At 73.2% G+C, this 24,798-nt stretch carries 20 protein-coding genes; 6 read left to right on the top strand and 14 right to left on the bottom strand.

Annotation, left to right across the window (positions count from 1 at the left end):
* Window positions 1–92: 92 nt before the first annotated feature.
* The 5 genes from IEZ07_RS18050 to IEZ07_RS18030 all read right to left on the bottom strand — a co-directional run bounded on the left by IEZ07_RS18050 (window position 93) and on the right by IEZ07_RS18030 (window position 6,405).
* Entirely contained in the window at window positions 93–1,403 is a 1,311-nt protein-coding gene (locus tag IEZ07_RS18050) for a homoserine dehydrogenase (protein ID WP_191895825.1), read from the bottom strand.
* Window positions 1,400–2,782, bottom strand: a complete 1,383-nt coding sequence (gene lysA, locus IEZ07_RS18045) for a diaminopimelate decarboxylase (protein ID WP_068894802.1) — start codon at window positions 2,780–2,782, stop codon at window positions 1,400–1,402. Before lysA ends, IEZ07_RS18050 begins: the two co-directional genes overlap by 4 nt.
* Window positions 2,783–2,924: 142 nt before the next feature.
* Window positions 2,925–3,749: a neutral zinc metallopeptidase gene (locus IEZ07_RS18040; RefSeq protein WP_191895824.1), complete on the bottom strand. Its 825-nt coding sequence runs from the start codon at window positions 3,747–3,749 to the stop codon at window positions 2,925–2,927.
* Window positions 3,750–3,781: 32 nt separating this feature from the next.
* Window positions 3,782–4,462 (bottom strand): DALR anticodon-binding domain-containing protein, encoded by a 681-nt coding sequence (locus IEZ07_RS18035; RefSeq protein ID WP_191895823.1) that lies wholly within the window; start codon window positions 4,460–4,462, stop codon window positions 3,782–3,784.
* Between the two features lie 2 nt (window positions 4,463–4,464).
* Window positions 4,465–6,405 (bottom strand): hypothetical protein, encoded by a 1,941-nt coding sequence (locus IEZ07_RS18030; protein WP_239320154.1) that lies wholly within the window; start codon window positions 6,403–6,405, stop codon window positions 4,465–4,467.
* Between the two features lie 71 nt (window positions 6,406–6,476).
* Here IEZ07_RS18030 and IEZ07_RS18025 point away from each other — a divergent pair, with 71 nt between their 5' ends.
* A complete protein-coding gene (locus IEZ07_RS18025; RefSeq protein ID WP_239320157.1) occupies window positions 6,477–8,261 on the top strand; it encodes an asparagine synthetase B family protein in 1,785 nt (594 codons plus the stop codon).
* A gap of 37 nt (window positions 8,262–8,298) precedes the next feature.
* Here the strand turns inward: IEZ07_RS18025 and IEZ07_RS18020 are convergent, their stop codons facing one another.
* Window positions 8,299–8,952, bottom strand: coding sequence for a response regulator (locus IEZ07_RS18020; protein WP_191895822.1), 654 nt, complete (start codon window positions 8,950–8,952; stop codon window positions 8,299–8,301).
* Window positions 8,949–10,184 carry a sensor histidine kinase gene (locus tag IEZ07_RS18015; RefSeq protein WP_191895821.1) on the bottom strand — a complete coding sequence of 412 codons (1,236 nt, stop codon included), beginning with the start codon at window positions 10,182–10,184 and terminating at the stop codon, window positions 8,949–8,951. The genes IEZ07_RS18020 and IEZ07_RS18015 overlap by 4 nt, the downstream gene beginning before the upstream one ends.
* A 204-nt stretch (window positions 10,185–10,388) precedes the next feature.
* Between IEZ07_RS18015 and IEZ07_RS18010 the strand changes: the two genes are divergently transcribed.
* Entirely contained in the window at window positions 10,389–11,426 is a 1,038-nt protein-coding gene (locus IEZ07_RS18010; RefSeq protein ID WP_191895820.1) for a hypothetical protein, read from the top strand.
* 59 nt (window positions 11,427–11,485) lie between these two features.
* On the opposite strand, the gene IEZ07_RS18005 is transcribed toward IEZ07_RS18010, so the two are convergent.
* The 3 genes from IEZ07_RS18005 to IEZ07_RS17995 are packed head-to-tail and all read right to left on the bottom strand — an operon-like array spanning window position 11,486 to window position 16,593.
* Window positions 11,486–13,501, bottom strand: a complete 2,016-nt coding sequence (locus IEZ07_RS18005; RefSeq protein WP_239320160.1) for a CehA/McbA family metallohydrolase — start codon at window positions 13,499–13,501, stop codon at window positions 11,486–11,488.
* A gap of 13 nt (window positions 13,502–13,514) precedes the next feature.
* A complete protein-coding gene (locus IEZ07_RS18000; protein ID WP_191895819.1) occupies window positions 13,515–15,320 on the bottom strand; it encodes a tetratricopeptide repeat protein in 1,806 nt (601 codons plus the stop codon).
* A gap of 13 nt (window positions 15,321–15,333) precedes the next feature.
* Window positions 15,334–16,593, bottom strand: a complete 1,260-nt coding sequence (locus IEZ07_RS17995; protein WP_191895818.1) for an MFS transporter — start codon at window positions 16,591–16,593, stop codon at window positions 15,334–15,336.
* A 139-nt stretch (window positions 16,594–16,732) separates the two neighbouring features.
* On the opposite strand from IEZ07_RS17995, the gene IEZ07_RS17990 reads away from it, so the two are divergent.
* The gene (locus IEZ07_RS17990; protein WP_191895817.1) at window positions 16,733–17,854 is read left to right on the top strand and encodes a tetratricopeptide repeat protein; all 1,122 of its coding nucleotides are present in this window, start codon (window positions 16,733–16,735) and stop codon (window positions 17,852–17,854) included.
* A 348-nt stretch (window positions 17,855–18,202) separates the two neighbouring features.
* Here IEZ07_RS17990 and IEZ07_RS17985 read toward each other — a convergent pair whose 3' ends face one another.
* Window positions 18,203–18,637 (bottom strand): type II toxin-antitoxin system VapC family toxin, encoded by a 435-nt coding sequence (locus tag IEZ07_RS17985; RefSeq protein WP_191895816.1) that lies wholly within the window; start codon window positions 18,635–18,637, stop codon window positions 18,203–18,205.
* Window positions 18,634–18,876 carry a type II toxin-antitoxin system VapB family antitoxin gene (locus IEZ07_RS17980; protein ID WP_204054426.1) on the bottom strand — a complete coding sequence of 81 codons (243 nt, stop codon included), beginning with the start codon at window positions 18,874–18,876 and terminating at the stop codon, window positions 18,634–18,636. The genes IEZ07_RS17985 and IEZ07_RS17980 overlap by 4 nt, the downstream gene beginning before the upstream one ends.
* Before the next feature lie 463 nt (window positions 18,877–19,339).
* Here IEZ07_RS17980 and treS point away from each other — a divergent pair, with 463 nt between their 5' ends.
* Window positions 19,340–21,028 carry a maltose alpha-D-glucosyltransferase gene (gene treS, locus IEZ07_RS17975; protein WP_191895986.1) on the top strand — a complete coding sequence of 563 codons (1,689 nt, stop codon included), beginning with the start codon at window positions 19,340–19,342 and terminating at the stop codon, window positions 21,026–21,028.
* A gap of 255 nt (window positions 21,029–21,283) precedes the next feature.
* On the opposite strand, the gene IEZ07_RS17970 is transcribed toward treS, so the two are convergent.
* Both IEZ07_RS17970 and IEZ07_RS17965 read right to left on the bottom strand, forming a co-directional pair.
* The gene (locus tag IEZ07_RS17970; RefSeq protein ID WP_191895814.1) at window positions 21,284–22,045 is read right to left on the bottom strand and encodes an ABC transporter permease; all 762 of its coding nucleotides are present in this window, start codon (window positions 22,043–22,045) and stop codon (window positions 21,284–21,286) included.
* Entirely contained in the window at window positions 22,042–22,755 is a 714-nt protein-coding gene (locus IEZ07_RS17965) for an ABC transporter ATP-binding protein (protein WP_191895813.1), read from the bottom strand. Before IEZ07_RS17965 ends, IEZ07_RS17970 begins: the two co-directional genes overlap by 4 nt.
* Window positions 22,756–22,937: 182 nt before the next feature.
* Between IEZ07_RS17965 and IEZ07_RS17960 the strand changes: the two genes are divergently transcribed.
* Both IEZ07_RS17960 and IEZ07_RS17955 read left to right on the top strand, forming a co-directional pair.
* Window positions 22,938–24,092, top strand: coding sequence for a sensor histidine kinase (locus IEZ07_RS17960; RefSeq protein WP_191895812.1), 1,155 nt, complete (start codon window positions 22,938–22,940; stop codon window positions 24,090–24,092).
* Window positions 24,093–24,096: 4 nt separating this feature from the next.
* Entirely contained in the window at window positions 24,097–24,744 is a 648-nt protein-coding gene (locus IEZ07_RS17955) for a response regulator (protein ID WP_191895811.1), read from the top strand.
* Window positions 24,745–24,798: the final 54 nt, after the last annotated feature.

Here is a 24,798-nt window from a genome sequence, read left to right as displayed (position 1 = left end):
AACGGCCGGCCTTCCCCACACGCGGACGGGCCCGTATCCGGACACCGGAGTGTCCGGATACGGGCCCGCCGGAGGCGTCCCGGGCGGGACGGCTAGGAGGCGTCCTCGCCCTCGACCCGCATGACGCTCACCACGTCGCGGACGATGTCGAGCTCCCGCAGGCCCTCGATCGTCGCCGACAGGGCGGCGTCGCTGGCCCGGTGCGTGACCAGGACGAGCTGGGCGTCGGCGCCGAGCCCCTCCTGCCGGACGGTCTGGATGGATACGTCCTGTTTGGCGAACATGTCGGCGACCCGGGCGAGCACGCCCGGCTTGTCGGCGACGTCCAGGGAGACGTGGTAGCGCGTGACGGTCTCGCCCATCGGGTGGACCGTCAGGTCGGCGTAGGTCGACTCCTCCGGGCCGCGCGTGCCGGCCAGCAGGTTGCGGCCCACCGCCACGATGTCGCCGAGCACCGCGCTGGCCGTCGGCGCGCCGCCGGCGCCCGCGCCGTAGAACATCAGCTGCCCGGCGGACTCCGCCTCGACGAAGACCGCGTTGTAGGCCTCGCGGACCCCGGCCAGCGGATGGGTCCGGGGGATCATCGCCGGGTGCACCCGGACGCCGAAGGAACGGCCGTCCTCCGAGCGGGCGCAGATCGCCAGCAGTTTGATGACGTAGCCCATCTCCCTGGCGCTGGCCACGTCCGCCGCGCTGATCTCGGTGATGCCCTCGCGGTGCACGTCCGCGGCGGTGACCCGGCTGTGGAACGCGATCCCGGCCAGGATCGCGGCCTTGGCCGCGGCGTCGAAGCCCTCGACGTCGGCGGTGGGGTCGGCCTCGGCGTAGCCCAGGGCCTGGGCCTCCTCCAGCGCGTCGGAGAACGAGGCGCCCGAGGAGTCCATCTTGTCGAGGATGTAGTTCGTGGTGCCGTTGACGATGCCGAGCACCCGGTGCACGTGGTCCCCGGCCAGGGACTCGCGCAGCGGCCGGATCAGCGGGATCGCGCCCGCGACGGCCGCCTCGAAGTACAGGTCGGCGCCGCCGGCCCGGGCCGCGGCGTGGACCGTCGCGCCGTCCTCGGCGAGCAGCGCCTTGTTCGCGGTGACGACCGACTTGCCGGCCCCCATCGCGGCGAGGATGAGCGAGCGCGCCGGCTCGATGCCGCCGATCACCTCGACCACGACGTCCACGTCGTCGCGCGTCACCAGGGCCTCGGCGTCGGTGGTGATCAGCGCGGGGTCCACGTCGACGTCCCGCGCCCGGCCCGGCCGGCGTACGGCCACGCCCGCCAGCTCCAGCGGCGCGCCGATCCGGGCGGCGAGGTCGCCGGCCTGCTCCCGCATCAGCCGGATCACCTGGGAGCCGACCACGCCGCAGCCGAGCAGCGCGACCTTCAGTTTCTTCCCGGGAACCTGGTTCACAGCTGTCCTCTCAGCAAGTCGTCCTCGGTCTCCCGCTGGACGATCACACGGGACGCCCCGCCCGCGACCGCTACCACGGCCGGCTTGGGGAGGTAGTTGTAGTTGCTGGCCAGCGAGCGGCAGTAGGCGCCGGTCCCGGCCACGGCGACCAGGTCGCCGGGGGCGAGGTCCTGCGGCAGCCACAGGTCGCGGACCACCATGTCGCCGCTCTCGCAGTGCTTGCCGACCAGGCGCGAGAGCATCGGCGCCGCGTCGCTCGCCCGGGAGGCCAGGCGGGCGGTGTAGTCGGCGCCGTAGAGGGCGGTGCGCACGTTGTCGCTCATGCCGCCGTCGACGCTGACATAGGTGCGCAGGCCCTCGACGTCCTTGATCGTGCCGACCTCGTAGAGGGTCACCCCCGCGATCGCCGCGATGGACCGGCCCGGCTCGACCGTGAGCCGGGGGACCGGCAGGTGCGCGGCCTGCGCCACCCTGGCGACGATCTCGCGCAGGCTGTCGGCGATCTCCTTGACGTCGAGCGTCTCGTCGCCCTCGACGTAGGCGACGCCGTACCCGCCGCCGAGGTCGAGCTCGGGCAGGACGACGCCGTGCTCCTGCTGGATCTGCACCATGAGCTTGGCCAGGCGGGTCGCGGCCACCTCGAACCCGGCGGTGTCGGTGATCTGCGACCCGATGTGGGAGTGCAGGCCCACCAGCTCCAGCTGGGGCAGGGCGAGGATCCGGCGGGCGGCCTCGGCGGCCGCGCCGCTGCTCAGCGAGAGGCCGAACTTCTGGTCGTCGTGGGCGGTGGCGATGAACTCGTGGGTGTGCGCCTCCACGCCCACGGTGACCCGGATCAGGACCTTGGGCCGCACGCCGTGCCGCTCGGCGAGGAAGCCCAGCCGGGCGATCTCCTCGTAGGAGTCGACCACGATGTGCCCGACGCCGGCCTGGACGGCCCGCTCCAGCTCGGCGGGCGACTTGTTGTTGCCGTGCATCGTGATCCGCTCGGGCGGGAAGCCGACGCTCAGCGCGACGGCGAGCTCGCCCGCGCTGCACACGTCGAGGCCCAGGCCCTCCTGCATGACCCAGCGGGCGGCCTCGCGGCACAGGAACGCCTTGCCCGCGTAGTGGACCTCACCGCCCTCGAACGCGGACCGGTATTCGCGGCAGCGGGAGCGGAAGTCCTCCTCGTCCACCACGTAGAGCGGCGTGCCGTACTGCTCGGCCAGGTCCCTGACGTCCACGCCGCCGATCGTGATCGAGCCGTCGGCGCGGCTGGACGTTCGCGGCCAGATCGTCGGGTCGAGCGTGTTGAGGTCGGCGGGCGCCTGCGGCGGGCGGTCCTCGGGAAGGATCTCGGCGTGCCGGTCACCGGCGGGGTGGACGAATCGACTCACCCAAAAGAGGCTATCGGACCCGCTGATCCGGATGAGACGCCTGCTCACCTGTCGAGACGGAATCGTCCGCGGATACGCGAACTTTTCAGGCGTTCATCCGTTCTCGCCGCAGATTTTGGCGTCCCGGGCGGATCCGGGGGCTTCAGGAGACCTCTTCGGCCGGGGCCTTCCAGGTGTTGCACCCGGCGAGCGTGCCCTTCTGCTGCCCGCGGAGCATCCAGCGGGCGCCGCTGGCGCCGGAGCCGTGCGACTGGCGGGCCGCGTCCGCGCCGGCGTCCGCCTCGTCCGGCTCCGCGGCCGCGCCGCGGCGCAGGTCGTTCAGCAGGTACGGGTGCACGTTGCGCAGCGCCGCCGCGGCCAGGCAGTCGGCCTGCAGCTCCAGCCGCCGGGACCACGCCTCGTCGAAGACCTCCGAGCCGTTCTGGTCGGCGATCCCGGTGATCTGCTGGACGTGGTGGGCGTACTCGTGGGCGAGGGTGAACATCATCGGGAAGGCGTCGCGCTCCTCGCCGTCGTCCTCCACCAGGACGTTGACGATGCGCTCCCCCGAGCAGTAGATGCCGGCCCAGTCGAAGTCGTCGATCCCGCAGGCCGCCTCCTCCGGGGCGGCGACCAGCCGCATCTCCGCGGGCGGCTCGTAGTCGAAGCCGGCCGGTTCCAGGGTCGCGCTCCACATGCGGTCCAGGCAGCCCGCCAGGATGTTCAGGGTCGTGTCCGGGTCGGCGTCGAGGTCCTTCGGCAGGCCGGGGCAGCGGCCGCCGACCGGGCCGGTCTTCTCGTAGAGCAGGTGCGTGGCCACGGCCGAGCGGGCCGATCCGGGCGCGGTCCTGATCAGCTCCCGCAGGTCGTCGCGCAGGTAGAACAGCGCGCCGAGCAGGAGGGCGAAGACGAGGAGGACGGGCAGCGTCCGCCGGACCACGCCGGGCCGCGACGCGCCGTGAGGGGACCAGTCGCGCGGACCGCTCACCAGTTCTCCTCAGTATGTTTTCGGATGATTAATCACAATCTATCGGGTGGAATCACTCCGACCTCCGCCATCGCCTCCGCCAGCGCCTCCCGCACGGCCCCCGCCAGCCGCACCCGCGCCACGTGCAGCGCCGACGCCGCCTCGTCCCCCCGCGGCAGCGCCGGAGCCCGCTCGAACGCGTCGTGGTAGGCCAGGGCCAGCCGCTCGGCGTAGGCCGCCCACCCGGGATCCCGGCTCACCCGCCTGCCCGGCGCCTCGGCCAGCGCCCTGAGCACCGCCCGGTCCCACCGGTCCGCCAGGAGCTCCGGCCGGAACGCCCCCGCCACGCCCAGCTCCGCCGCCCAGCGCCGTACGGCGACCGCCCGCGCGTGCGCGTAGCCGACGACGAACCCGGGGTTGTCCCAGGTGCCCGGCGACCACGGCGTCCCCGGCAGGACCCCGCCGGGCGGGGCCGCGCCGGGAAGGGCCGCACCGGCCTCCCCGGCCAGCTCGCCGGGGACGGCCACCACGATCTCCAGGAACCCGCCGGGCCGTACCCGGACCTCCTCGATCCCCGGCAGCGCGCGCAGCCGCAGGGCCAGCTCCGCCGCCCGCTCACCGGCCCGCTCCCCGTGGCGCAGTGCGGCCGTCGAGACGTACAGCGCCTCCCGCTCCCACGTCCCCCGCGGGACCGGCGGCGCCCCGAGCACCTCGGCGAGCCGGCCGGGCGTCACGATCAGACCAGCGCGTGCGGCTCGGCGGGGCCGTACTCGACCAGCCGGGCCGAGCCGAGCAGGTCGGCGTCGTGGTCACGGAGGCAGACGTACCCGTAGCGGTCGGCGGAGAAGACCTTGACCCCGTCGGTGCGGCACTGCCGCATCAGGACCTCGTCCCAGCCCTCGGACAGGTCGGCGAAGCCGAGGGAACGCAGCACGTTCCTGCGGCCCAGCAGGGTGGCCCCGGTCACCTCGGGCAGGTAGGAGTACTCGGCGTCGGGACGGCGCAGCACGGTCGCGCCGACGTCGCGCAGGTGGGCGTGGTAGGCCGCCTTGCCGGCGATGTCGGCGGTGGTGAACGTGAAGACCCGGGCGAGGTCGGTCAGATAGTGCTCGCCGTAGGAGTCCCGGGCGTCCATGACGGCCACCAGGTCGCCCTCGCACAGGTCCAGGGCCCGGTCGAGCAGGGCGCCGGTGGTGAGCCCCGGGTCTGCGCGGCGGACCACCACGCCCACGTGCCCGTCCAGCACGGCGCGGGCGCGCCGCTCCGCCTCCTCGGCCGCCTCCTCGTCCCCGGACTGCGAGAGCAGCACCAGCTGGACGACGCCCTGCTGCGGCGTGAGGAGGGCCAGCGCGCGCTCGGGGTCGCCCCGGTCGAGCATGATCACCGAGATGCCCAGGGTCGGCCGGGCGCTCGGCAGGCCGACCGCGTCGAGCAGGTCGTCCACCTTGTCGGTCATCGTGCCGGAGGCGTAGGCCTGCCGGAGCGCGGCGTGCGCCCTGCGCCTGTCGGGCTCACCGCCCTCGGGCGCGCCGATCGGCGTGCCGCAGGCGGCCAGCTCGGCCAGCCGCCACGTCTCGGTGCCGGGCGGGCAGTCCACGGCCTTCGGCCAGCGGTAGGAGGTGAGCACGTCCGGGTAGGACAGGTGGCCGGGGAGCAGCTCCTCCAGGGAGAGCACCCGGTCGAACCGGCCGGAGGCCAGCGGCAGGGGGTTGTGCACCCGCGGCTGGACCGCGAACGGCAGCAGGCCCAGGGAGGGCGCCCGGCGGCCGGGCTGCGGCTCCGCCGTGGCCAGCACGGCGCCCCACTCCTGGACCGACGCCGTCCGCGCGGTGACGATGTGCTCGAACAGCCCGGCCGCGGCGGCCAGCTCGGCGACCTCTCCCCCGGTGTGCCAGAAGACCGTGCGGATGCCCCGCTCGGCGCACCAGGCCAGCAGCGCACGCAGTCCCTCACCGGGCTCGCGCAGCTCCTCGGCCCAGGGCCCCTGCGTGACCGACTCCACCAGCAGCAGGTGCGGCACCTCGGCGGCCAGCACGCGGGCGAAGTCCCGGGGGGTGAACCCGGTGGTCTGCCGCCACTCGTAGCGCAGCAGGGCCTCGGCGTGCGGGTCGGCGACGACGGCGGCGGTCAGGTGCGGGCGGGTGTTCGGGCCGGTGGGGACGCGGAAGGGCTTGAGCCGGAACGACGCGCCGTCCAGCGTCCTGGTGGACGTGGTGGCCTGGAAGGCCGCGCCGGGGGGCGCCGGCCTGGCCTGGTCGCGGGGCTCGGGGACCGGCTGCCGCTTGGGCGCGGCCGGGCGCTGGGCGGGCCTGGCGGCGCCGCGCAGGCCGCGGGCCAGCCGCACCGGGTTGCTCTTGCCGGTCTTGATCGCGTCACCGATCCGGGACCAGCGCGCCACCTGCACCGACGAGAGCTTCCACCGGGCCACCTCGGTCTGGTAGCGCTGCTCGGCCAGCTCCCTGCGCAGCGCCGCCTCCGCGGTCCTGGCCTCGGCCAGCCGTTCCTCCGCCTCGGCCAGCCGCTCCCGGACGTCGCGCAGCTCCCCGACCGCGCGCTCGGCGTCGGCGATCCTCGCCTGGGCCGCGTCGAGCAGGCGGGCCAGCTCCGCGGCCCGCTCCGCCTGGGCCATGGCCTCCCGCAACGCCTGCCGCGTGCTCTCGAGTCGCTCGCTCGCCACGTCGTCCTCCGATTCCTGAGCCGGGCGAAAGGATACCCTTTGGTCAATCCCGACACAGAGGAGTCAGCACGGTGCAGTGGCCGACGTTCAATGTGAGGCCGTACGTCTGCGGCGGCGTCGGCCGGCTCGACGAGGCCGTCCTGGCCGCCCTGCGCGAGGCCGGGCCGCGGGTGCGGCCGGCGCTGCGGACCGCCGAGGCGGCGCTGTTCAGCTCCGCGCCGCTGCCGCCCTACCACCGGGGTCCCGAGCCCGGGCGCGGGAGCACCGGACCGCAGGACGCCGGGCAGGGGGGCGCCGGGCGGGAGGCCGCCGGAGGCGGGGACCCGGCGCGCCCGGACGCCGCACGCGAGGACTCGGCGCGGACGGACTCGGGCACCTGGGCGTTCGCCTGGGGGGAGCGCCGGCCGTCCGGGCCCGCGCCGTGGATCACCGTGGCCGAGACCTACGAGACGCCCGGCCTGATCGACGACGGCGACCGGGTCACACTGCACGCCGGCGGCCTGGGACTGGTGGACGTCTACTACGTCTCCGTCGGCGGGGCCGTCTACTTCTCCTCGCTGCTGGAGCCGCTGCTGGCACTGGCGCGCACGCCGTACGAGGTCGACTGGGACGCCTGGGCGGCGATCGTCCAGCTCACCTTCCCGCTCCGCGACGACACCCCGTACGCGCAGGTCAAGCGGCTGGCCGGGAGCAGCGCGCTGGTCCTCGGCAAGCGGTCGGGGCGGATCGCGGTCGAGCGGCGGCTGCCCCGCTGGCTGCGCGAGGAGCCGTTCGAGGCGGGCCGCAGCGCCGGGGAGATCCTGGAGATCCTGCACGAGGTCTACAAGGAGTTCGACTCCCGGCCGCTGCTGGTGCCGGTCAGCGGCGGATACGACTCGCGGCTGCTCTGCTCGGTGGCGGTGGCCCGGGGCGCGGACGTGGAGTCGTGGACGACCAGCCCGGACGACGGCACCGACACCGACATCGCCTTCGCCCGCGCGATCACCCGCGAGCTCGGCGTGCGGCACCGGGTGATCCCCCAGGACCCCGCCGCCTACCCCGCCGACGCGCTGGCCGTCGCCCGCAGGCTGGAGTTCCTCACCCCGCACCACGCCTGGTACGCCCCGTTCGCCCGCGAGGTGCACCGCGCCGGGCGGACCCTGGTGGACGGCCTGGCCGGCGGGCCGCTGCTGAAGAACTTCATGGTCAGCGGGGCCGCGCTGGAGGCCTCCACGGAGGCCGAGCGCAAGGCCGCGCTGCTCGGCTCGCTCGCGCTGGGCGCGCCCTCGGCGCCGTTCCTGTCGGAGCGGGCGGCGGAGTGGATCTCCGACTCGGTCCGCACCGCGTTCGCCCAGTCGACCTCCATGCTCAACGGCCACCGGGCCGAGCTGCCGCTGTCGGTGCTGCACACCCGCACCGCCCGGGGCATCGCCCGCTCCCCCGTCAACCTGGTCGGCCCCGAGGTCTCGTTCGCGGCGCCGTTCACGCATCCGGACTTCTTCGACGCCGCGCTCTCGGTGGGCGTCGCCCGCAAGGACAAGGGCCGGTTCTACCGGGAGGTCCTGTACGCCGCCAACCCCCGCGTGGCCGCGCTGCCCTCGACCAACGTGGTCAAGCAGCCGCTCCAGCGGGTCCCGCTCCGCTCGGCCGCCGCGCCGGCCCGCGGCTACGGCCACGCCATGCTGACCCGGGTCGCGCAGGCCGTGCCGTCGCTGCTCTCGGAGCACCTGCACGCCGTGGTCGCCGAGGGTCCGGACGCGCTGGCCCGCTTCAACGGCTGGAACGACCGGTTCTGGGTGCGGAGCCTGGTCCTGTTCGGCGCCTGGCTGGACGAGCGCGCCGACCGGGCCGGCGACCTCACCCCGCCCTGGGAGTGACCCGCCGGCGCCGGCTGCGCGACTGGACCGGAGCCGGTCAGTGCCCGGGCTGCCGATGGCCCGTCTCCCAGGCCCACGCGGCGATGCCGACCCGGTTGCGCACGCCGAGCTTGCGCTGGATGTGGGCGAGATGGGTCTTGACGGTCCCGGCGGTGATGTACAGCTCGGCGCCGATCTCCGCGTTGGTCCGGCCGTCGGCGACCAGGGAGACGATGTCCAGCTCCCGGTCGGTCAGCGGCTGCGCCCGGCCCGGCTCCTCGTGCCGTCCGGACAGCTCGCGCAGCAGCCGGACCGTCACCGACGGGCTGATCAGCGCGTCACCGGTCATCGCAGCGCGTACCGCCTCGACCAGCAGCCCGGAACCCGAGTGCTTGAGCAGGAAGCCGCAGGCGCCGTGGCGCAGCGCGGTGTGCACGTAGGCGTCCAGGTCGTAGGTGGTGACCACGACCACTCGCGCGCCCACCGGCGTGTCGGGGGAGCAGAGGAGCCGGGTCAGTTCCAGCCCGTCCATCCGCGGCATCCGGATGTCGGCGATCACCACGTCGGGCCGGAGCCGTCCGGCCAGCTCCAAGGCCTCCACGCCGTCGGCGGCCTGGCCGACCACCTCGATGTCCGGAGCGGCCCCCAGAATGGTGCGGAACCCGAACCTGACCTGCTCCTGGTCGTCGGCGATGAGCACCCGGATCGTCATGGCACCGGCTCCAGGTGAGCGGCGGGAAGCTCGGCGCGGACCCGCCAGCCCGCCGGAGGGACGGGCCCGGCGGTGAAGACGCCGCCGAGCGCCTCGATCCGCTCGGCCAGACCGGCCAGGCCCACTCCGCCGCGGCGCCGTCCTGTGAGGTCACGCGGGAGCCGGTCGGAGTCGCCCGCCTGGTCGGTGACGGTGAGCACGACGCCGGCTCCCGCGGACCCGGTCAGCTCGACGGTGACCGAGCAGCCGGGGCGGGCGTGCCGGCGCACGTTCGTGAGCGCCTCGACCACCACGCGGTAAACGGCCGTGCTCGCCTCCTGGTGGAGTGCCCGGTCCAGTCCCGGGGCCATGTCCAGCTCGATCGGGCCCGCGCCGCTGCCCGCGTAGCGCGCGATCAGCTCGGGCAGTTCGCTCGCGCCGGGCGACGTCGTACGGCCGGTGCCCGCGCTGTACTCCAGTTCGCGCAGCATCCGGATCGTCCGGTCCATCGAGGCGAGCGCGCGGGTGCCGTCCGACTCGATCCGCCGCAGCACCCTCGCGGCCTCGTCGGGATCCCCGCGGAGCAGCACCTGGGCGGCCTGGGCCTGGACGACCATGGCGCTGACGTCGTGGGCCACGAAGTCGTGCAGGTCGCCGGCGAGCTGGACGCGTTGCGCCCGGCGGGCCTGCCGTACCGCCTGGACCCTGCGCGCGTCCAGCCAGCGCAGGTAACCGCCGGCCCCGGCGCCCACGACCGCGGGGAGCGACCAGAACGCGCAGACCGCGATGGGCTCCCACCAGATCCCCCGCGGCGGGCCCGTGATCGGGAGGCCGAGGGCCGCCGAGGCGAGCACGGACAGCGTGCCCGCGGCGGCGACTTCCCGGACCGGCGACCACCGGCACACCAGGGCCGCCATGACCGTCAGCGCCATGGCGTGCAGCAGCGGCCACGAACCGCCGGGGCCCGAGGGCGAGCCGGTGAACCACACGGTGACGCAGACGATCGTGACGAGGCAGACCGCACCGACCGCCGTACCGATGATCCGCCGGACGCGCGGCCCCCCGGCGACCAGCACGCCCAGCGCGCCCAGCGCCGAAGTGGCGGGCACCGTCAGCAGCGGGCCCGCGCCGGGGTGCAGCGCCAAGGCCAGGGCGAGGGCGGCGGCCAGCGGGGCGGCGGTCAGGAGCACGCGCGTGGCGAGGCGTTCGACGCCCCCTCGCTCCGGCTCACCGGTGACGCCACTGTCGATCACGGACCCACCATAGAGCGTGCCCGGCGCGGCCCACATCTGCCGATCGGCGGATACCGCGGCCACCGGGACGGCTGCGACTCTCCGGAATGCGTGCCGCTCACAGGGGCGGCGGCAGACCTCAGGAGAAGACATGACCCGTTCGCATCCGCCCCACGGGGCGTGCCGTCCCGGCGCTCCGCTCGGATCCCGGCTCGGAGGACGCCGATGACCGCGGCCGAGGTGGTGACCGCGCGGCGAGGCGGCCGCGTGCTGGAGCGGCTGGGGGGACTGCTCCCCTACGCGGCCGCCCTGTGGTGCCTGGCCTACGGCACCCTCGCCGTGTACTGGGCGTCCGGCGGTGCCGGCTTCCCTCTCGGCGTCGGCGACCCCAGGGCCGAGGACATGGGGAGCTGGCTGGCCGCCGCCGAGCCGGGACCGACCGGCCTCGTCATCGCCCTCGGCTGCGCGGCCGGCCTGGTCGCCGCGCTGGGCGGGCGATCGCTGCAGACGCGCCGGATCCCGCGCCGGGCGGCGGCCGCGGTGCTCCTGGCGGCGGCGGCCCCGCTGCTGCTGGTGGTGCCCGACGTCCGGGTGCTCCAGAGCATGGCCTACGGGCTGCAGGGATACGTCGGCCTCGTGGACTGGCCGGTGGTGAACCAGCTGCTGTGCGCTCTCGGCGGGGCGCTGCTCGCCGGTACGGCGGCGTCGCTGCTGAGCGGCCCCCGGTGCCCGCGGTGCGACCGGCCGCACGCCGCGCCGGGTGCGGCGGCGCGCTGGGCCCGGATCGGCCGCTGGGCGACCGCGGTGGCGGTGGTCGCGCCACTGCCGTACGCGGTGCAACGGGCGGTGTGGGTCCTCGGCATTCCGCTGGGCGTGGACCGGCGTTTCATCCACGACCTGCTGGCCGACCTGGAGGCGAAGGCGCTCGGGCCGCTGGTCGTGTACGGCCTTCCCCTGTCCGCCGCGGCCGGTGCGCTGCTCACCCTCGGGCTGTCCATGCGCTGGGGCACGGTTCTGCCGGAGTGGGTACCCTACCTGGGCGGCCGGCGCGTGCCCGTGGCACCGGCCGTGGTCCCCGCCGCGGTCGTGACCGTCGCCGTGATCACGGCCGGGATGGCGCCGTACCGGCAGATCGTCCTCGACGGACTGCCCGTCACGGGCAGCGGCGCCCCCGCGCTGCTCTGGCTGCCGTGGGGCATCGGGCTGGGACTGGCCACGCTGGCCTACCAACGGCGCAGGCGGGAGACCTGCTCCGGCCGCTGACCGCGCTTGGAAATGACCGTCCGCGGAGGCGGCGTGTCCGATGCCGCCGGCGGGTGCGGCTACCGGTGTCCGAGCCGTGAGCGGTAGACCTCCCCGGCCCGGCGGTACAGGTCGAGGTGGGCCCGGTACTGCTCGTCGGAGGCGAACCGGCCGTCCTCCCGGAGCAGGGTCCCGAGCCGGTCCAGCCAGCCCAGGCACCATTCCAGGTCGGCCCGCCTGGCCACGTGCGCGCCCGCCACGTCGAGGTAGACGGGGCTGGTGTGGGCGTAGGCGCCGGACGGATGGCACGACCGCGGATGCGGTCCCCCGGTGGCGACCGCGACCACGTACGTCGGCTCGCGCACCACCAGTTCGGCGGTCAGCCCGTCCGGCGGACCGCACGCGAGGACGCCGTCGCCGGTGCGGATCTCCAGCCGCTCCGCCTCGGGCCCGATCACCCCGGCCCGGATCCGGACCCGGTCGCCCGCGGCGAGCTCCAGCGTGTCGCCCGGCCCGTGCCCGTCGACCGAGAGCCACAGCCAGGGGCCGGTGGTGGCGAAGGTCCGCCCCCGGCGGACCGCCTCGGCGAAGGACTCCGCGGTGAGCGGGCCCTCGACGCGGGCGTACACCCGCTGCCAGCCCGCCGGGCTGGAGGCGGTGCCGCGACGCGAGATGGACAGCACCGAGTCGCTGCCGGCCGTGACGGCCAGGCGGCAGCCGGCTCCGACCAGGTGCCGGTAGACCACCGCCGTGGCCCGGATGGACGAGTGGTTGAGCACGTCGAGCGCGTCCACCAGTCCGAGCGCGGCGTCGGCGACGATCTCGCGCGCCGAGCAGTTCCGCCCGGCCGCCACGCCCCGCTCCGGTGGGTCGTCCTCCGCCAGGTCGGTGTGGAAGGGGTGCCCGTAGCCGGTGACGGCGCCCAGCCTCCGCAGTTCCTCCAGCGCCGCGCTGTTGGGCTCGGCGTCGGGCCCGCCGGCGAACCCGGAGTGGAAACGCCCGGGCGGAGCGGACAGCCCGAACGCCGTGACGTGCCCGAGCAGGTCGTTGCGGTACTCCACGCCGAACCTGGCCAGGTGCCGCTCGTCCGACCAGGGCAGGTCCTCGCCCGCCCAGTGCGCCAGCGCCTCCCGGTCGTAGACGCGCTCCCCCGCGACGTTGCCCGCCACCAGGTTCAGCACGTGCAGGTCCTCACCGTGCTGGACGGCCGCGGCCCGGGCGGGCGCCGCGGGCTCGTCGCCCATCCAGTTGAGGTGCACGTGCAGGTCTCCGCCGTACCAGCCGCGGGCCGCGGCGTCGTAGAGCCGCTCGGGACGCAGCTCCACCAGCCGCTCCTCCCCGGGCGCGGGCCGGAGCGCGAGCTCGGCGGTGGTGTACTCCATGCCCCGCGTCACCGCCACGGTGATCTGCTCGGCGGGCACGTCCAGCAGCAGGTCGTCGCCGTGGAAGTACGGCCTGCGGTGGTGGTCGAGCGCGCGCGGCGCCCCGGGCGGGTACCAGCCCTGCCCGTTCGCCCCGGTCACGCTCCACCGGCACGGGAAGCCCGCGCGCAGCCTGATCCTCGCCCGGTCCGCGCGCCGGCTGAGCACGCCCAGGTCCACCCGCTCCCCCTCGACGACCACCCGGGCGGCGGCGTCGATCCCGACCAGCCGCGCCCCGTGCGGCGCCACCTCGTACGGCGTGCCGTCGACGAGGACCGTGACCGGCCCGTCCCTGCCGGAGTCCAGCAGCAGCGTCGTCTCCAGCGGCGTGTCGTCGAGCACGACCGCGGTCACGGCCCGGAGCACGGCGCCGTCCGGGGTGAGGCGCAGGACCGCCAGGTTGTCCGGCACGTCACCGGCCAGCGCGTCGCGCACCACCCGGTCCAGGTCCAGCTCGCCCATGCGCGCGTCCAGGTCGCGGCGTGCGGCACCGCCCAGCTGGGCGAAACAGGCGCTCCAGTAGTCGTGACCTCCCATCAGGTACTCGCTGGTGCGCACCTCCCCGACGTACGGGATGAGCTCCTCTCCCCAGCACACCCCGTGCCGGTCGCGCAGCGCCCGGTATTGCCCCAGCGCGCGAGCGACGGCCTCGGGCAGCAGCGGATCACCGAGCACGGCGGTCCTCCCTTCATACCGTCCGAAGCCTGTCCAGTTCCCGTCGTATGTCCTCATCATCCGGATCCAGCGCGGCGGCGCGTACCAGATCGCGCCGGGCGGTCCCGATCCTGCGAAGGTCGCGGAGCACCATGGCCCTGTTGAACAGATAGGCGGGGTTCTCCTCCAGGTCGATGGCACAGCTCAGATCGGCGAGCGCGGCTTCGAGATCGCCGGACTCGTAGGCGAGCGCGCCTCGGCTGGCCAGGGTCGCCGTGGCATGGGGGTCGATCTCCAGGGCGGCGTCGAAGGCCCTGCGGGCCTCCGCGTGGCGGCCCGCGGCGGTCTCCGCCTGTCCGAGCGCCGACAGCAGGTGGACGTTGCGCGGATCCAGCTCGAGACCGCGTACAGCGTCGGCCCGCGCCCCCTCGTGATCGCCGTGTGCCGCCCGGATCCCGGCCCGGTTGGCGTAGGCGTCGACGAAGCCCGGATCGAGTTCGAGGACGTAGTCGAGATCGGCGAGCGCTCCGCCGAGGTCGCCCTCCTCGAAGCGGATCTCGGCACGGTTGTAGTAGGGCTCGGGGAAGGGCAGCCCCACCCGCGCCGCGGTCTCGTAGTCGGCCACGGCCTCGGCGGTCCGTCCCAGCCGGTGCAGGAGGTTGCCGCGGTCGATGTAGTAGTCGGGGTACCCCGGGTCTGCGGCGATCGCCGCGTCCAGGTCGCTCAGCGCCTTCCCCGGTTCTCCCACCATCGCCAGGAGACTCCCCCGGTTGGCTCTCAGCACCAAGCGGTGGATCGGGTGCTCTCCCTCCTCCAGGTCGCGTTCGGCGAGTTCGACCGCCTCCTGGACCAGTTCGAGCGCGTCCGGAAGTCTGCCGCGGCGCAGCTGCACCAGGGCGGCGCCGTTGAGGTCGAAGCTCAGGTGGAAGGCCCGTTCACGCCGGTCGGGCAGGAGCGAGGTGATGGTGACCGCCTCGTTGATCCACGCCATCGCCTCCTCCGGGTCCCGGCGGGCGGGGAGGTGATGGCGCACCAGCAGCATCGCGGTGGCGTAGGCCGCCGTCGCGCGGGCCTTCGGCTCGACGCCCCTTCTGCGCGCTTCGTCGAGCAGCGCCCGCGCCTCCTCCTCTCGGTCGATCGCCGAGTAGGCCAGTGCCGTGCCGTACGCGGTCCGCCACCAGACGTCCAGGTCCGTATCAGGAGTGAGCAACTCCAGCGCGCGCTCCCCGCGATCCGCGGCGGCGTGGTGGAAGCCCTCCATGAGGCAGCGGCTCATGGCCTCCCGCAGCGCCTTCACCGCGAGCCCACGATCGCTCCCCCGCTCCCGGTGGAAGGCGATCTCTCCGAACTGCGGGCGGATCGACCCGGACGCCTCCAGTTCGTCGGCTCGCCCGTCGTGCTCGGCCGGGGTGAGGGGCTCGTACGGCACCGGCCCGCCCTCGATGACCCTGAGCAGGCTCCCGTCCACCCGCCTTCCGGCGACCTCGAGGAACTCCCGGTCGGTGGCGTCGGCGCGGTCGATGTTCCCGACGGCCAGGGTCACCGCACCCCCGACGGCCGTCAGGTGGTCGCGGACGAACTCCGCCAGGCCGTTGGCGATGCGCAGGGTGTGCCGGGAGCCCGGCACCAGGATCCGCTCGGGCCTGGAGAGCTGCGCGGCGATGGACCGGCGGCGAGCCGGGACGCCCAGGTCCGGGGCGACGGCACGGAGCTCCACGTCGTGCGCGGTGACCAGCTCGGGGTGGCGTTCCATCGCGGCGGGCACCAGGGCGTGCGCCAGGGCGGCGGCGACCGGGTAGACGCCGCGCGAGCGTCCGTCGGCATCGACCGAGAGCAGCATCGTGGATTCCCTCCTAGGAGCGGAGAACGTGTTCGGGGTGGACGGGCACCTCGCGGAGCGACCGCAGCGGCGAGGCGACCATGACGACGGTGGGAACAGAGAAGAGCAGTGCTCCGGCGGCGAGGGCCGTCCAGAGACCGAGCCAGGTGGCCAGCAGGCCGAAGAGCAGGGCGAACAGCGGTTTGCAGCCCAGCGCCAGCCAGCGGGAGGTGGCGTTCATCCGGCCCATGAGCCCGGGCGGGCAGATGAGCTGGCGGAAGCTGCGGTTGGCGGTGATGTAGAGCATCTGCACGGCGATGGCCAGGCAGTGACCGACCGTGACCAGCAGATACCCTCCGGTCCCCGGCCCGGCGACCAGGGTGGGGACAAGGTCGAGCGCGTACCCGGTCACCGCGAGCAGCATGAGGCGGGGGAGCCCCAGCCGGTCGGCCAGACGCCTGGCGAGCAGTCCCCCGGCGATCCCTCCCGCAGCGCTGATCGCCATGCAGGCGCCGGTCTCGGCTGCGGTCCAGTTCAGGTCGCGGTGGACGTACACGATCCACAGCGCCCACACCCCGCCGATGGCGGCCGACACGAAGGCGTTGGCGATGACCACGGGACGCATCAACGGGTCACCGAACACGTACCGCAGGCCCTCGGCCATGTCCGTGCGAAGCCGGGAACCGGCCGGCCTCGGCGGCGGAGGCGGCTCGGGAGTCCTGATCAGCATCAGGGAGACCGCACTGACCAAGTACGAGATCGCGTCCACCGCCACCGCCCGGGCGGCTCCGATCAGGGTGATCAGGGCTCCGGCGCCGCCCTGCCCGGCGACAGTGGCGAACGACATCGACACGCCCAGTTTGCCGTGCCCCTCCACCAGCTGGTCGCCGCGGAGCAGGGTCGGCAGGTAGCTCTGGTACGCCGTGTCGAAGACCACCGCGAGCAGCGCCGCCGCCAGCGCCACCACGCACAGCTGGGTGAAGCTCAGCACGCCGGCCGCCGCAGCGAGGGGGACCGACCCGAGCACCACGGCCTGGCAGAGGTTGCACCACACCATCAGCACACGCCGCCGCCGCCGTTCCAACCATGCGCCGACCGGTAGCGAGGCGACCAGATGGGGGAGATAGCCGACCGCGCTCAGCAGGCTGACCTGGAGCGGCGAGGCCGAGAGCACCGTCATGGCGACGAATGGCAGAGCCAGGGCGCTCAGCTCCGTCCCGGACATGCTGACCGACTGGCCGCCCCAGAGCAGCATGAAGTCCCGATGCCGCCAGAGCGACCGCGCTGCGGGCATGCGGTATCACCTTTCGTCACCGAAGATCACTCAGCCTACAAAATGGAGGACCATATCGCTAGAATCCAATTCCCGTCCACCGGTTAATCTCGAGGACAAGATGGAAATAAATGCAAAGCGCTCATACGCCCGCTCTCTCGTGGACAGCGGCGCCGCTCAGCGGAAGACGGGAGAGTTGAAACTCTCCGGAGAGACGCTCACCCGGGCCCTGGCGCTTTTCCGGGAAGCAGATGATCGGGCCGGTGAGGCGGACGCGCTCACCGAACTCTCCCTCGTTCGCTACACGACTGGTGATTCACTGCTCGCGGCCGACGAACTACTTTCCGCCATCGGCATCTATCGCGAAACGGGAAATCGGCTGGGGGAAGCCGAAGCGCTCGACAGCTTGGGCACCGTACGGCACCTCACCGGCGACTGCGCCGGCTCCATTGAAGCGTTCGGCAGCGCACTCGCCGTCTTCCGCGAGCTAGATGATAGGCATGGAGAAGCCAAAGCCGTCAAGAATCTCGGTTTCGTGCTCTACCTGACCGGCGACTACCCGGCCGCCAGAAGTCATCTGGACTCGGCACTCGCTCTCTTCGTAGAACTGGGTGACCAGCTCGGCGAGGCGAACACGGTGAAGAACATCGGAGTGACACTTCAGCTGACCGGCGACCAGCTCGCCGCCACCGCCGCTCTGACGCGGTCCCTGGACCTCTACCGGGAACTCGGGAACCGGATGGGGCAGGTGAACGCGCTCAACTGCCTGGCGGTGGTCCGGTACCTCACCGGCGCGCCGTCCGCCGCGAGGACCGCCGCCGCCGAGGCGCTGGAGCTGGCCCGCGCGCTCCCCTACCGGGTCGGCGAAGCCGACTCTCTGCGCGAACTCGGCTTCGTCCACCATCTGACCGGCGACCACGAGACCGCGGTGAACACGCTCCGGCAGGCCCTGGCGATATTCACCGAAACCGGTGACCGGCTCGGCCGGATCGAAGCGCTCAACCGGCTCGGCCGGGTGTACCTGGACGGAGAGAACACACCGCGGAATGCGATGGCGGTTTATGAGGAGGCGCGCGGTCTCGCTCGCGAGACCGGTAGCCGGCATGAGGAGGCACGGGCGGCGGAAGGCATCGGCCGGTGCCTCGCGCGCATCGCGGATGACACCGGCGCGGCCGTCGCGGAGCTGGAATGGGCGCTCGGCGCCTATCGTGCGCTCGGCGTTCCGGAACAGGAGCGGGTCGCCGATTTCTTGGCCACCGTCACCGCGCGACCCGGCCTCTGAGGACCACCCGCTCCCCGCATTCGGGGATCTCCATCTATTGACATCTACGATCTTTTAAAAGACTATTCTCCAGGCGATCGCCGATGATCATTTCTCGCGTTCGAAGGAGTCTCAGATGAAGAAGATTGTCATCCACAAGCCCGGGACGGTGCGCCTGTCCGGCGCGGCCACTCCCAAGCACGCCGACCCCTGCTGACATTCCGATGATGTTTCACGCCGTTCCGGCTTGAGGCTTCACCGCCGTGGTCACCGCACAATCTCCGGATACTGCGGAAAAGGAGGTTGCGCGGTGATCGCGGGATCGAAAGGTCGACATGAGCCTCGGTCGGCGACCGGCCCGTCCCGGGTTCAGTCTCGGAGCGGGTTGCGGACGGTCAGTTCCGGAAAGCGGCTGAAGTCCCGGTCCATGCTCCACAGCTCACGGACCCCGTGCGCCGCGCAGAGTGCGGCGATTCGCGCGTCATGGACCAGCGGACCGGTCACCTTTCCCGCCTCCAGCGACTTCCGGAGCACCTGCCAGTGGCTCTCCGCCTCGCCGAGGAGCACGAGGGACGGCGATCCCAGCCAGGCGTCGATCTGACCGATCGCATCCGCCGTGCTGCTGGGCGGGGCGTACACCCGCGGGTGGGTCGCGACCGAGAAGAACTCGTGAACGCACGGCCAGGGGATCGCCCACGCCGCCCGGCCCTCGGCCAGCGCCTTCACCTTCGGCACGGCGCGAGCGTGGAACTCGCTGTCCCTGCGATGGGCGTGGACCAGGATGTTCGTGTCGACCGCGATCACAGGCGATCACCGTAGACCAGTGCCCGCACGTCCTCCCAGGAGGCGTCGCGGAGCTGCGGTTGCAGGCCCTGCCCGCCCACGGAGGCGTCGGGCAGCGTGTACCCCTCCTTCTCCGCACGACGGGCGAGGACGGAGCGCAATCCCTCCTCGACCAGAGCACGCAGCGTGGTCCCCTCACTCCGGGCGAGCCGCCGGGCTTCATGGAGCAGGCCGTCGGAAATATCGACAGTCGTTTTCATATGGCTCGCCGTACCCATGGAGCAACACTCCCATACTGCTTTACCCTACGAAGGCGGAAGAACACACACGGCAATGAGTGCTTCCGGGTGCGGGGGATACCGCGCCGTGTCGGCGGGACAGGTCCCCGCCATCCGATCGGCGGGCCGGACCCGCCGGGACCGGTCCACCTGCGGCGTTTCACCGGCGAAAACACCAGGTGACAGGGCGATTACGTGGCTTCGGCACGGGTTCCGGGCCGGCGGTCCGGACGGAGATTCCGATCGGGCTTCCCACGATCCACTCGGCTGGTAGTGTTCGCCGCAGAAAGCGCTACAACGGCCGGCACCGAACCACGAATTCGGTCCGGCCGGGGGCATGGAGCTCGTGGGGATGACGGCTCCCGCCGGCGCGGTCACCAAACATCATTCAGCCGGGGCACCCGGTGACTTCGTCCTGCCCTTCCTCATTGTGAGCGAGTACATGATGAACGCATCCCCCTGCCCGGATTCGGTCTCCGAGGACTTCGTGTCCGCCGATCCGCAGTGGTACAAGCGAGCCGTCTTCTACGAGGTGCTGGTCCGGGGGTTCAAGGACTCCAACGGAGACGGCACCGGAGACATCCGCGGCCTGATCGAGAAGCTGGACTACCTCCAGTGGCTCGGCGTGGACTGCCTGTGGCTGCTCCCGCTGTACGAGTCGCCGCTCCGCGACGGCGGCTACGACATCTCCGACTACATGAAGATCCTCCCCGACTTCGGCGACCTGGCCGACTTCGTGGAGCTGGTGGAGGAGGCCCACAAGCGGGGCCTGCGGGTCATCACCGACCTGGTGATGAACCACACCAGCGACCGGCACCCGTGGTTCCAGGCCTCCCGGCACGACCCCGAGGGCCCCTACGGGGACTTCTACGTCTGGTCCGACGACCCGACCGGCTACCCCGACGCGCCGATCATCTTCGTCGGCGCCGAGGAGTCCAACTGGACCTACGACCCGGTCCGCAGGCAGTACTACTGGCACCGCTTCTTCCACCACCAGCCGGACCTCAACTACGAGAACCCGGCGGTCCAGGAGGCCATGCTGGAGGTGCTGCGGTTCTGGCTGGACCTGGGCATCGACGGCTTCCGGCTGGACGCGGTGCCGTACCTGTTCGAGCGCGAGGGCACCACCTGCTCCGGCCTGCCGGAGACCCACGCCTACCTGAAGAAGGTCCGCGCCGAGGTGGACCGCCTCTACCCGGACCGGGTGCTGCTGGCCGAGGCCAACGGCTGGCCCGAGGACGTGGTCGAGTACTTCGGCGACCCGGCCGTCGGCGGCGACGAGTGCCACATGGCGTTCCACTTCCCGCTGATGCCGCGCATCTTCATGGCGGTGCGGCGGGGCAGCCGCGAGCCGATCTCCGAGATCATGTCGCGGACGCCGAAGCTCCCGGACAGCGCCCAGTGGGGCATCTTCCTGCGCAACCACGACGAGCTGACCCTGGAGACGGTCACCGAGGAAGAGCGCGACTACATGCACGCCGAGTACGCCAAGGACCCGCGCATGCGGGCCTACCTCGGCATCCGGCGCCGCCTGGCCCCGCTGCTGGAGAACGAGCGCGACCAGATCGAGCTGTTCACCGCGCTGCTGCTCTCCCTGCCGGGCTCGCCGGTCATGTACTACGGCGACGAGATCGGCATGGGCGACAACATCTGGCTGGAGGACCGCGACGCGGTCCGCACCCCGATGCAGTGGAGCCCGGACCGCAACGCGGGCTTCTCCACCGCCGACCCGGGCCGGCTCTACCTCCCGGCCGTCATGGACCCGATCTACGGCTACCAGGCGGTCAACGTGGAGGCGCAGCAGAAGAGCGGCTCGTCGCTGCTGCACTTCACCCGGAACATGCTGCGGATCCGCAAGCATCACCCGGTCTTCGGCACCGGCGAGTACATCGAGCTGTGGTCGGACAACCCCGCGGTGCTGACCTTCCTGCGCGAGGACGCCGACGACGTGATGCTCTGCGTCAACAACCTGTCGAAGTACCCGCAGCCGGTCCAGCTGGACCTGCGGCGCTTCGAGGGCATGACCCCGGTCGAGGCCCGCGGCGGGGTGCCCTTCCCCGTCATCGGCGAGCTGCCGTACCTGCTCACCCTGCCGGGTCACGGCTTCTACTGGTTCTCCATCGGCCGGCGCTGAACCGGCGCTGAACCGGCACTCGACCAGAACTCAGCCGGCACTGAACCGGCACTGAACCGGCACTGAACCGGCACGGTCCCGGGCGGCTCCCACGAGGCGCCGCCCGGGACCACATCCCTTCTCGCCGGGCGGCTCCCACCAGGCGCCGCCCGGTTCCGTTTTCGCACCGGCCCCGTCCCCGCACCGGGTCCGCGATCCGCCGGGACACGGGGCCGGGGACGCGGCCGGAAGGCCCCGGACAGGCCGGTGTCCCCGTCAGCGCACCTCCCCGCGGATCACCCGCACCGCGCCGGCCGCCATCGGGACGGCGATCCAGACGAGCACCGACACGGCCAGCCGGGCGGCTCCGCCTCCGGACAGGTCGCCGGACATCAGGGGCCCGGTGGTGGTGTTCAGGTCGAACCACTCCGCCAGGGTCGCGCCGGCGCTGCCGAGCCTGCCGACCACGGCCCACACCATCGGTGAGGCCAGGCAGATCACGATCGCGGCCGGCGCGTTCAGCAGCAGCACGCCCATGCCCAGTCCCTCCGCGACCATGAGGACCTGCACCCCGGCCCAGCCCAGCAGGGCGGCGGGATCGACCTCCCAGACGGCCGGAACGCCCTGGACCGCGGCGGTGACGGCGGTCGCCGGCACCGCGGCCAGTACGGCGAGCACGCAGGCCGCCACGGCCGCGGCCAGTGCGGGCAGGAACTTGGCCGCCAGCACGCGCCCGCGCCGGGGTTCGAGCGTGAAGGTGGTCAGGGCGGTCCGGTGGCTCCACTCGCCGGTCACCGTGAGGATGCCGAGCACGGGCAGCAGGGTCCCGGGCCCGATCCCGGCGGCGTTGACCAGGGCCTGCAGTTCCGGGCCGGAGACGGCGCCGCGCGCGGCCACGGCCGCCGGGACCAGTCCGGCCAGGACCAGGACCAGGGCCTTGCCGCTGCGGGTGTCGACGAGTTTGCGGGCCTCGACCGCCAGCAGCCGGTGGAACGGGGTCGGGGCGGCGGTCATGCCGGGCGTCGCGGTGGCGGTCATGCCGGGCTCCGATCGGTGGTCGCGGTCAGGTCGAGGAAGAGCTGTTCGAGGCTGCGGCCCCGGCCGAGCTCGGCGAGGGTGCCCTGGGCGAGGACGCGGCCGCGGCCGATCATCACGATGCGGTCGGCGACCTGCTCGACCTCGTGCAGCAGGTGCGAGCTGAGCAGGATCGCGCAGCCCGCCTCGGCGAGGCCGCGGAGCAGCCCGCGCATCCACCGGATGCCCTGCGGGTCGAGACCGTTGGCGGGCTCGTCCAGGACGAGCACCCGGGGACGGCCGAGGAGCGCGTGCCCGACGCCGAGCCGCTGCCTCATCCCCAGCGAGTAGCCGCCGACCCTGCGCCGGGCCTCCTGCCCTGTCAGCCCGACCAGGTCGAGCACCTCGTCGACCCGTGACGCCGGCAGGCCGAGCATCATCGCGCCCAGGGTCAGGACCTCCCGCCCGGTGCGGCCGGGATGCTGGGCGCTCGCGTCGAGCAGCACGCCGACCTGGGAGCCCGGCCGGTCCAGCTCGGCGTACGGCCGGCCCAGCACGGTGGCCGCGCCCGAGGACGGCCGGGAGAGCCCGGCCAGGACGCGCATGGCCGTGGACTTGCCCGCGCCGTTGGGCCCGAGGAAACCGGTGATGCTCCCCGCCCCGACGGTGAAGGACACGTCGTCGAGTGCCCGCACGCCTCCGTAGGACTTGCCGACCCGGTTGAATTCGATCATGCGTCCAGTCCACCGGACGCGGCGCCGCCGGTCATCGGACCGGGGTCGAGGACCACCGGCCGCGGGGCGCGGTCCGGCGCCCCGGCCGTCGACCTGCGGCCACCCGGAAGTCGACCCTGGTCGCTCCGGAGGTCGACCCTGGTCGCTATGGGACCCGTCCGGCCGCTCCTAGGCTGTGGGACGTGCACGACCGTACGGAGGACCAGCCGCCCCTGGACCGGTTCGGCGTCGCGCTGCCGTACCTGTGCGCCGCGCCGCCGATGCTGTTCCACGGCCTCATCCGGGTCGTGCTCGCCCACCAGGACCCCGGCCGGCTGGCGGCGGCGCTGGCCGACGTGGGGCTCGGCCTGGCCGGACTGGTCCTGATGGGGTGGCACCGCCGCCACCCGTGGCCGGTCGCCCTGGCCACCGCCCTGCTCACCGCCTTCTCCGCCACGGCGGTCGGCCCCGCCTACGTCGCGTACGTGTCCCTGTGCACGCACCGCCGGTGGCGCCGGATCGCCGTGGTCGCGGCCGTGTCCTGGGCGGGCCTGGTCGTGTACGCCACCGCCTGGGGCGGCGTGCACGACCAGGCGACCGTCATCTCCGTGACGACCGGAACCGTCATCCTCGGCGCGCTGACCGTCCTCGGCCTGTACCTGCGCGGCCGCCGCGACCTGGCCGCCTCCCGGCGGGAGACGGCGCTGGCCGCGCGGCGCGAGCAGGCGCAGCGGATCGAGCAGGCCAGACTCGCGGAGCGGGTGAAGATCGCCCAGGAGATGCACGACGTCCTGGCCCACCGGATCTCCCTGCTGTCGATGCTGGCCGGCGGCCTGGCGTACCGGAAGGACCTCACCGCCGAGGAGACCCGGGAGGTCGCCCTGGCGATCCAGCAGAACGCGCACCAGTCGCTGAACGAGCTCCGCACCGTGCTGGGCACGCTCCGCCGCGACGGCTCCCCGGAGCCTCCGCAGCCCGGCCTGGACGACCTGGAGACCCTGTTCGGCGAGGTGCGCGCGGCCGGTCAGCGGGTCGAGGTGGCCGACACCGTGGACGGCCGGGAGCTGCTCCCGGCGCAGACCGGCCGCCACGCGTACCGGATCGTGCAGGAGGCCCTGACCAACGCGCGCAAGCACGCCCCGGGCAGCCGGGTGACGGCCGAGCTCGGCGGGCGGCCGGGGCACGGCCTGCGCATCCGGGTGAGCAATCCGGTGCCGTCCGGCGCGCCCGCGGGCCCCGGCGGGAGGCTCGGCCTGGTGGGCCTGGCCGAGCGGACCCGGATGGCCGGCGGCACTCTCCGGCACTCCGTACACAACGGGTTGTTCGTCCTCGATGTCCGGTTGCCGTGGCAGGCTTGACGTCATGATCCGACTGGTGCTCGTGGACGACGACCCGATGGTCCGGACCGGGCTGCGGCTCATCCTCGGCGGCGAACCCGACCTGGAGATCGTCGGCGAGGCCCGGGACGGTCTGCACGCCATGGAGGTGATCCGCGATCTCGCCCCCGACGTCGTGCTGATGGACATCCGGATGCCCGGGCAGGACGGGCTGACCACCACCGGGCTGCTGCTGGCCCGGCCGGACCCGCCGCGGATCCTGGTGCTCACCACCTTCGACGCCGACGACATGGTGCTGTCGGCGCTGCGGCTCGGCGCCGACGGCTTTCTGCTGAAGGACACGCCTCCACCGAAGATGATCGAGGCGGTCCGCGCCGTGGCGCGGGGCGAGCCGGTGCTCTCGCCGAGCGTCGCACGGCAGGTGATCGCCGCGGCCGCGGGCGGACAGGGGTCACCGAGTCCGGAGGCGCGGCGGGAGATCGACCGGCTCACCGAGCGCGAGCGCGAGGTCGCGACCGAGCTGGCCCGCGGCAGCTCGAACGCCGAGATCGCCGCCTGCCTGCACATGAGCGTCGCGACCGTGAAGGCGAACGTCACCCGGATCTTCGCCAAGCTGGGGACCGACAACCGCGTGCAGGTCGCCATGAAGGTGCGCGACGCCGGCCTCCTCTGAGTGACTGTTGCGAAACCGGTCAGGCGGTATCGCGGCGCTCGTCTTCGGCAAGCC

It is taken from the genome of Planomonospora parontospora, assembly GCA_014647935.1.
In the GTDB taxonomy this organism is placed as follows: Bacteria; Actinomycetota; Actinomycetes; order Streptosporangiales; family Streptosporangiaceae; genus Planomonospora; species Planomonospora parontospora.
Note: the sequence above shows the minus strand (reverse complement) of the source record. Positions and strands in the feature narration are given on the sequence as shown.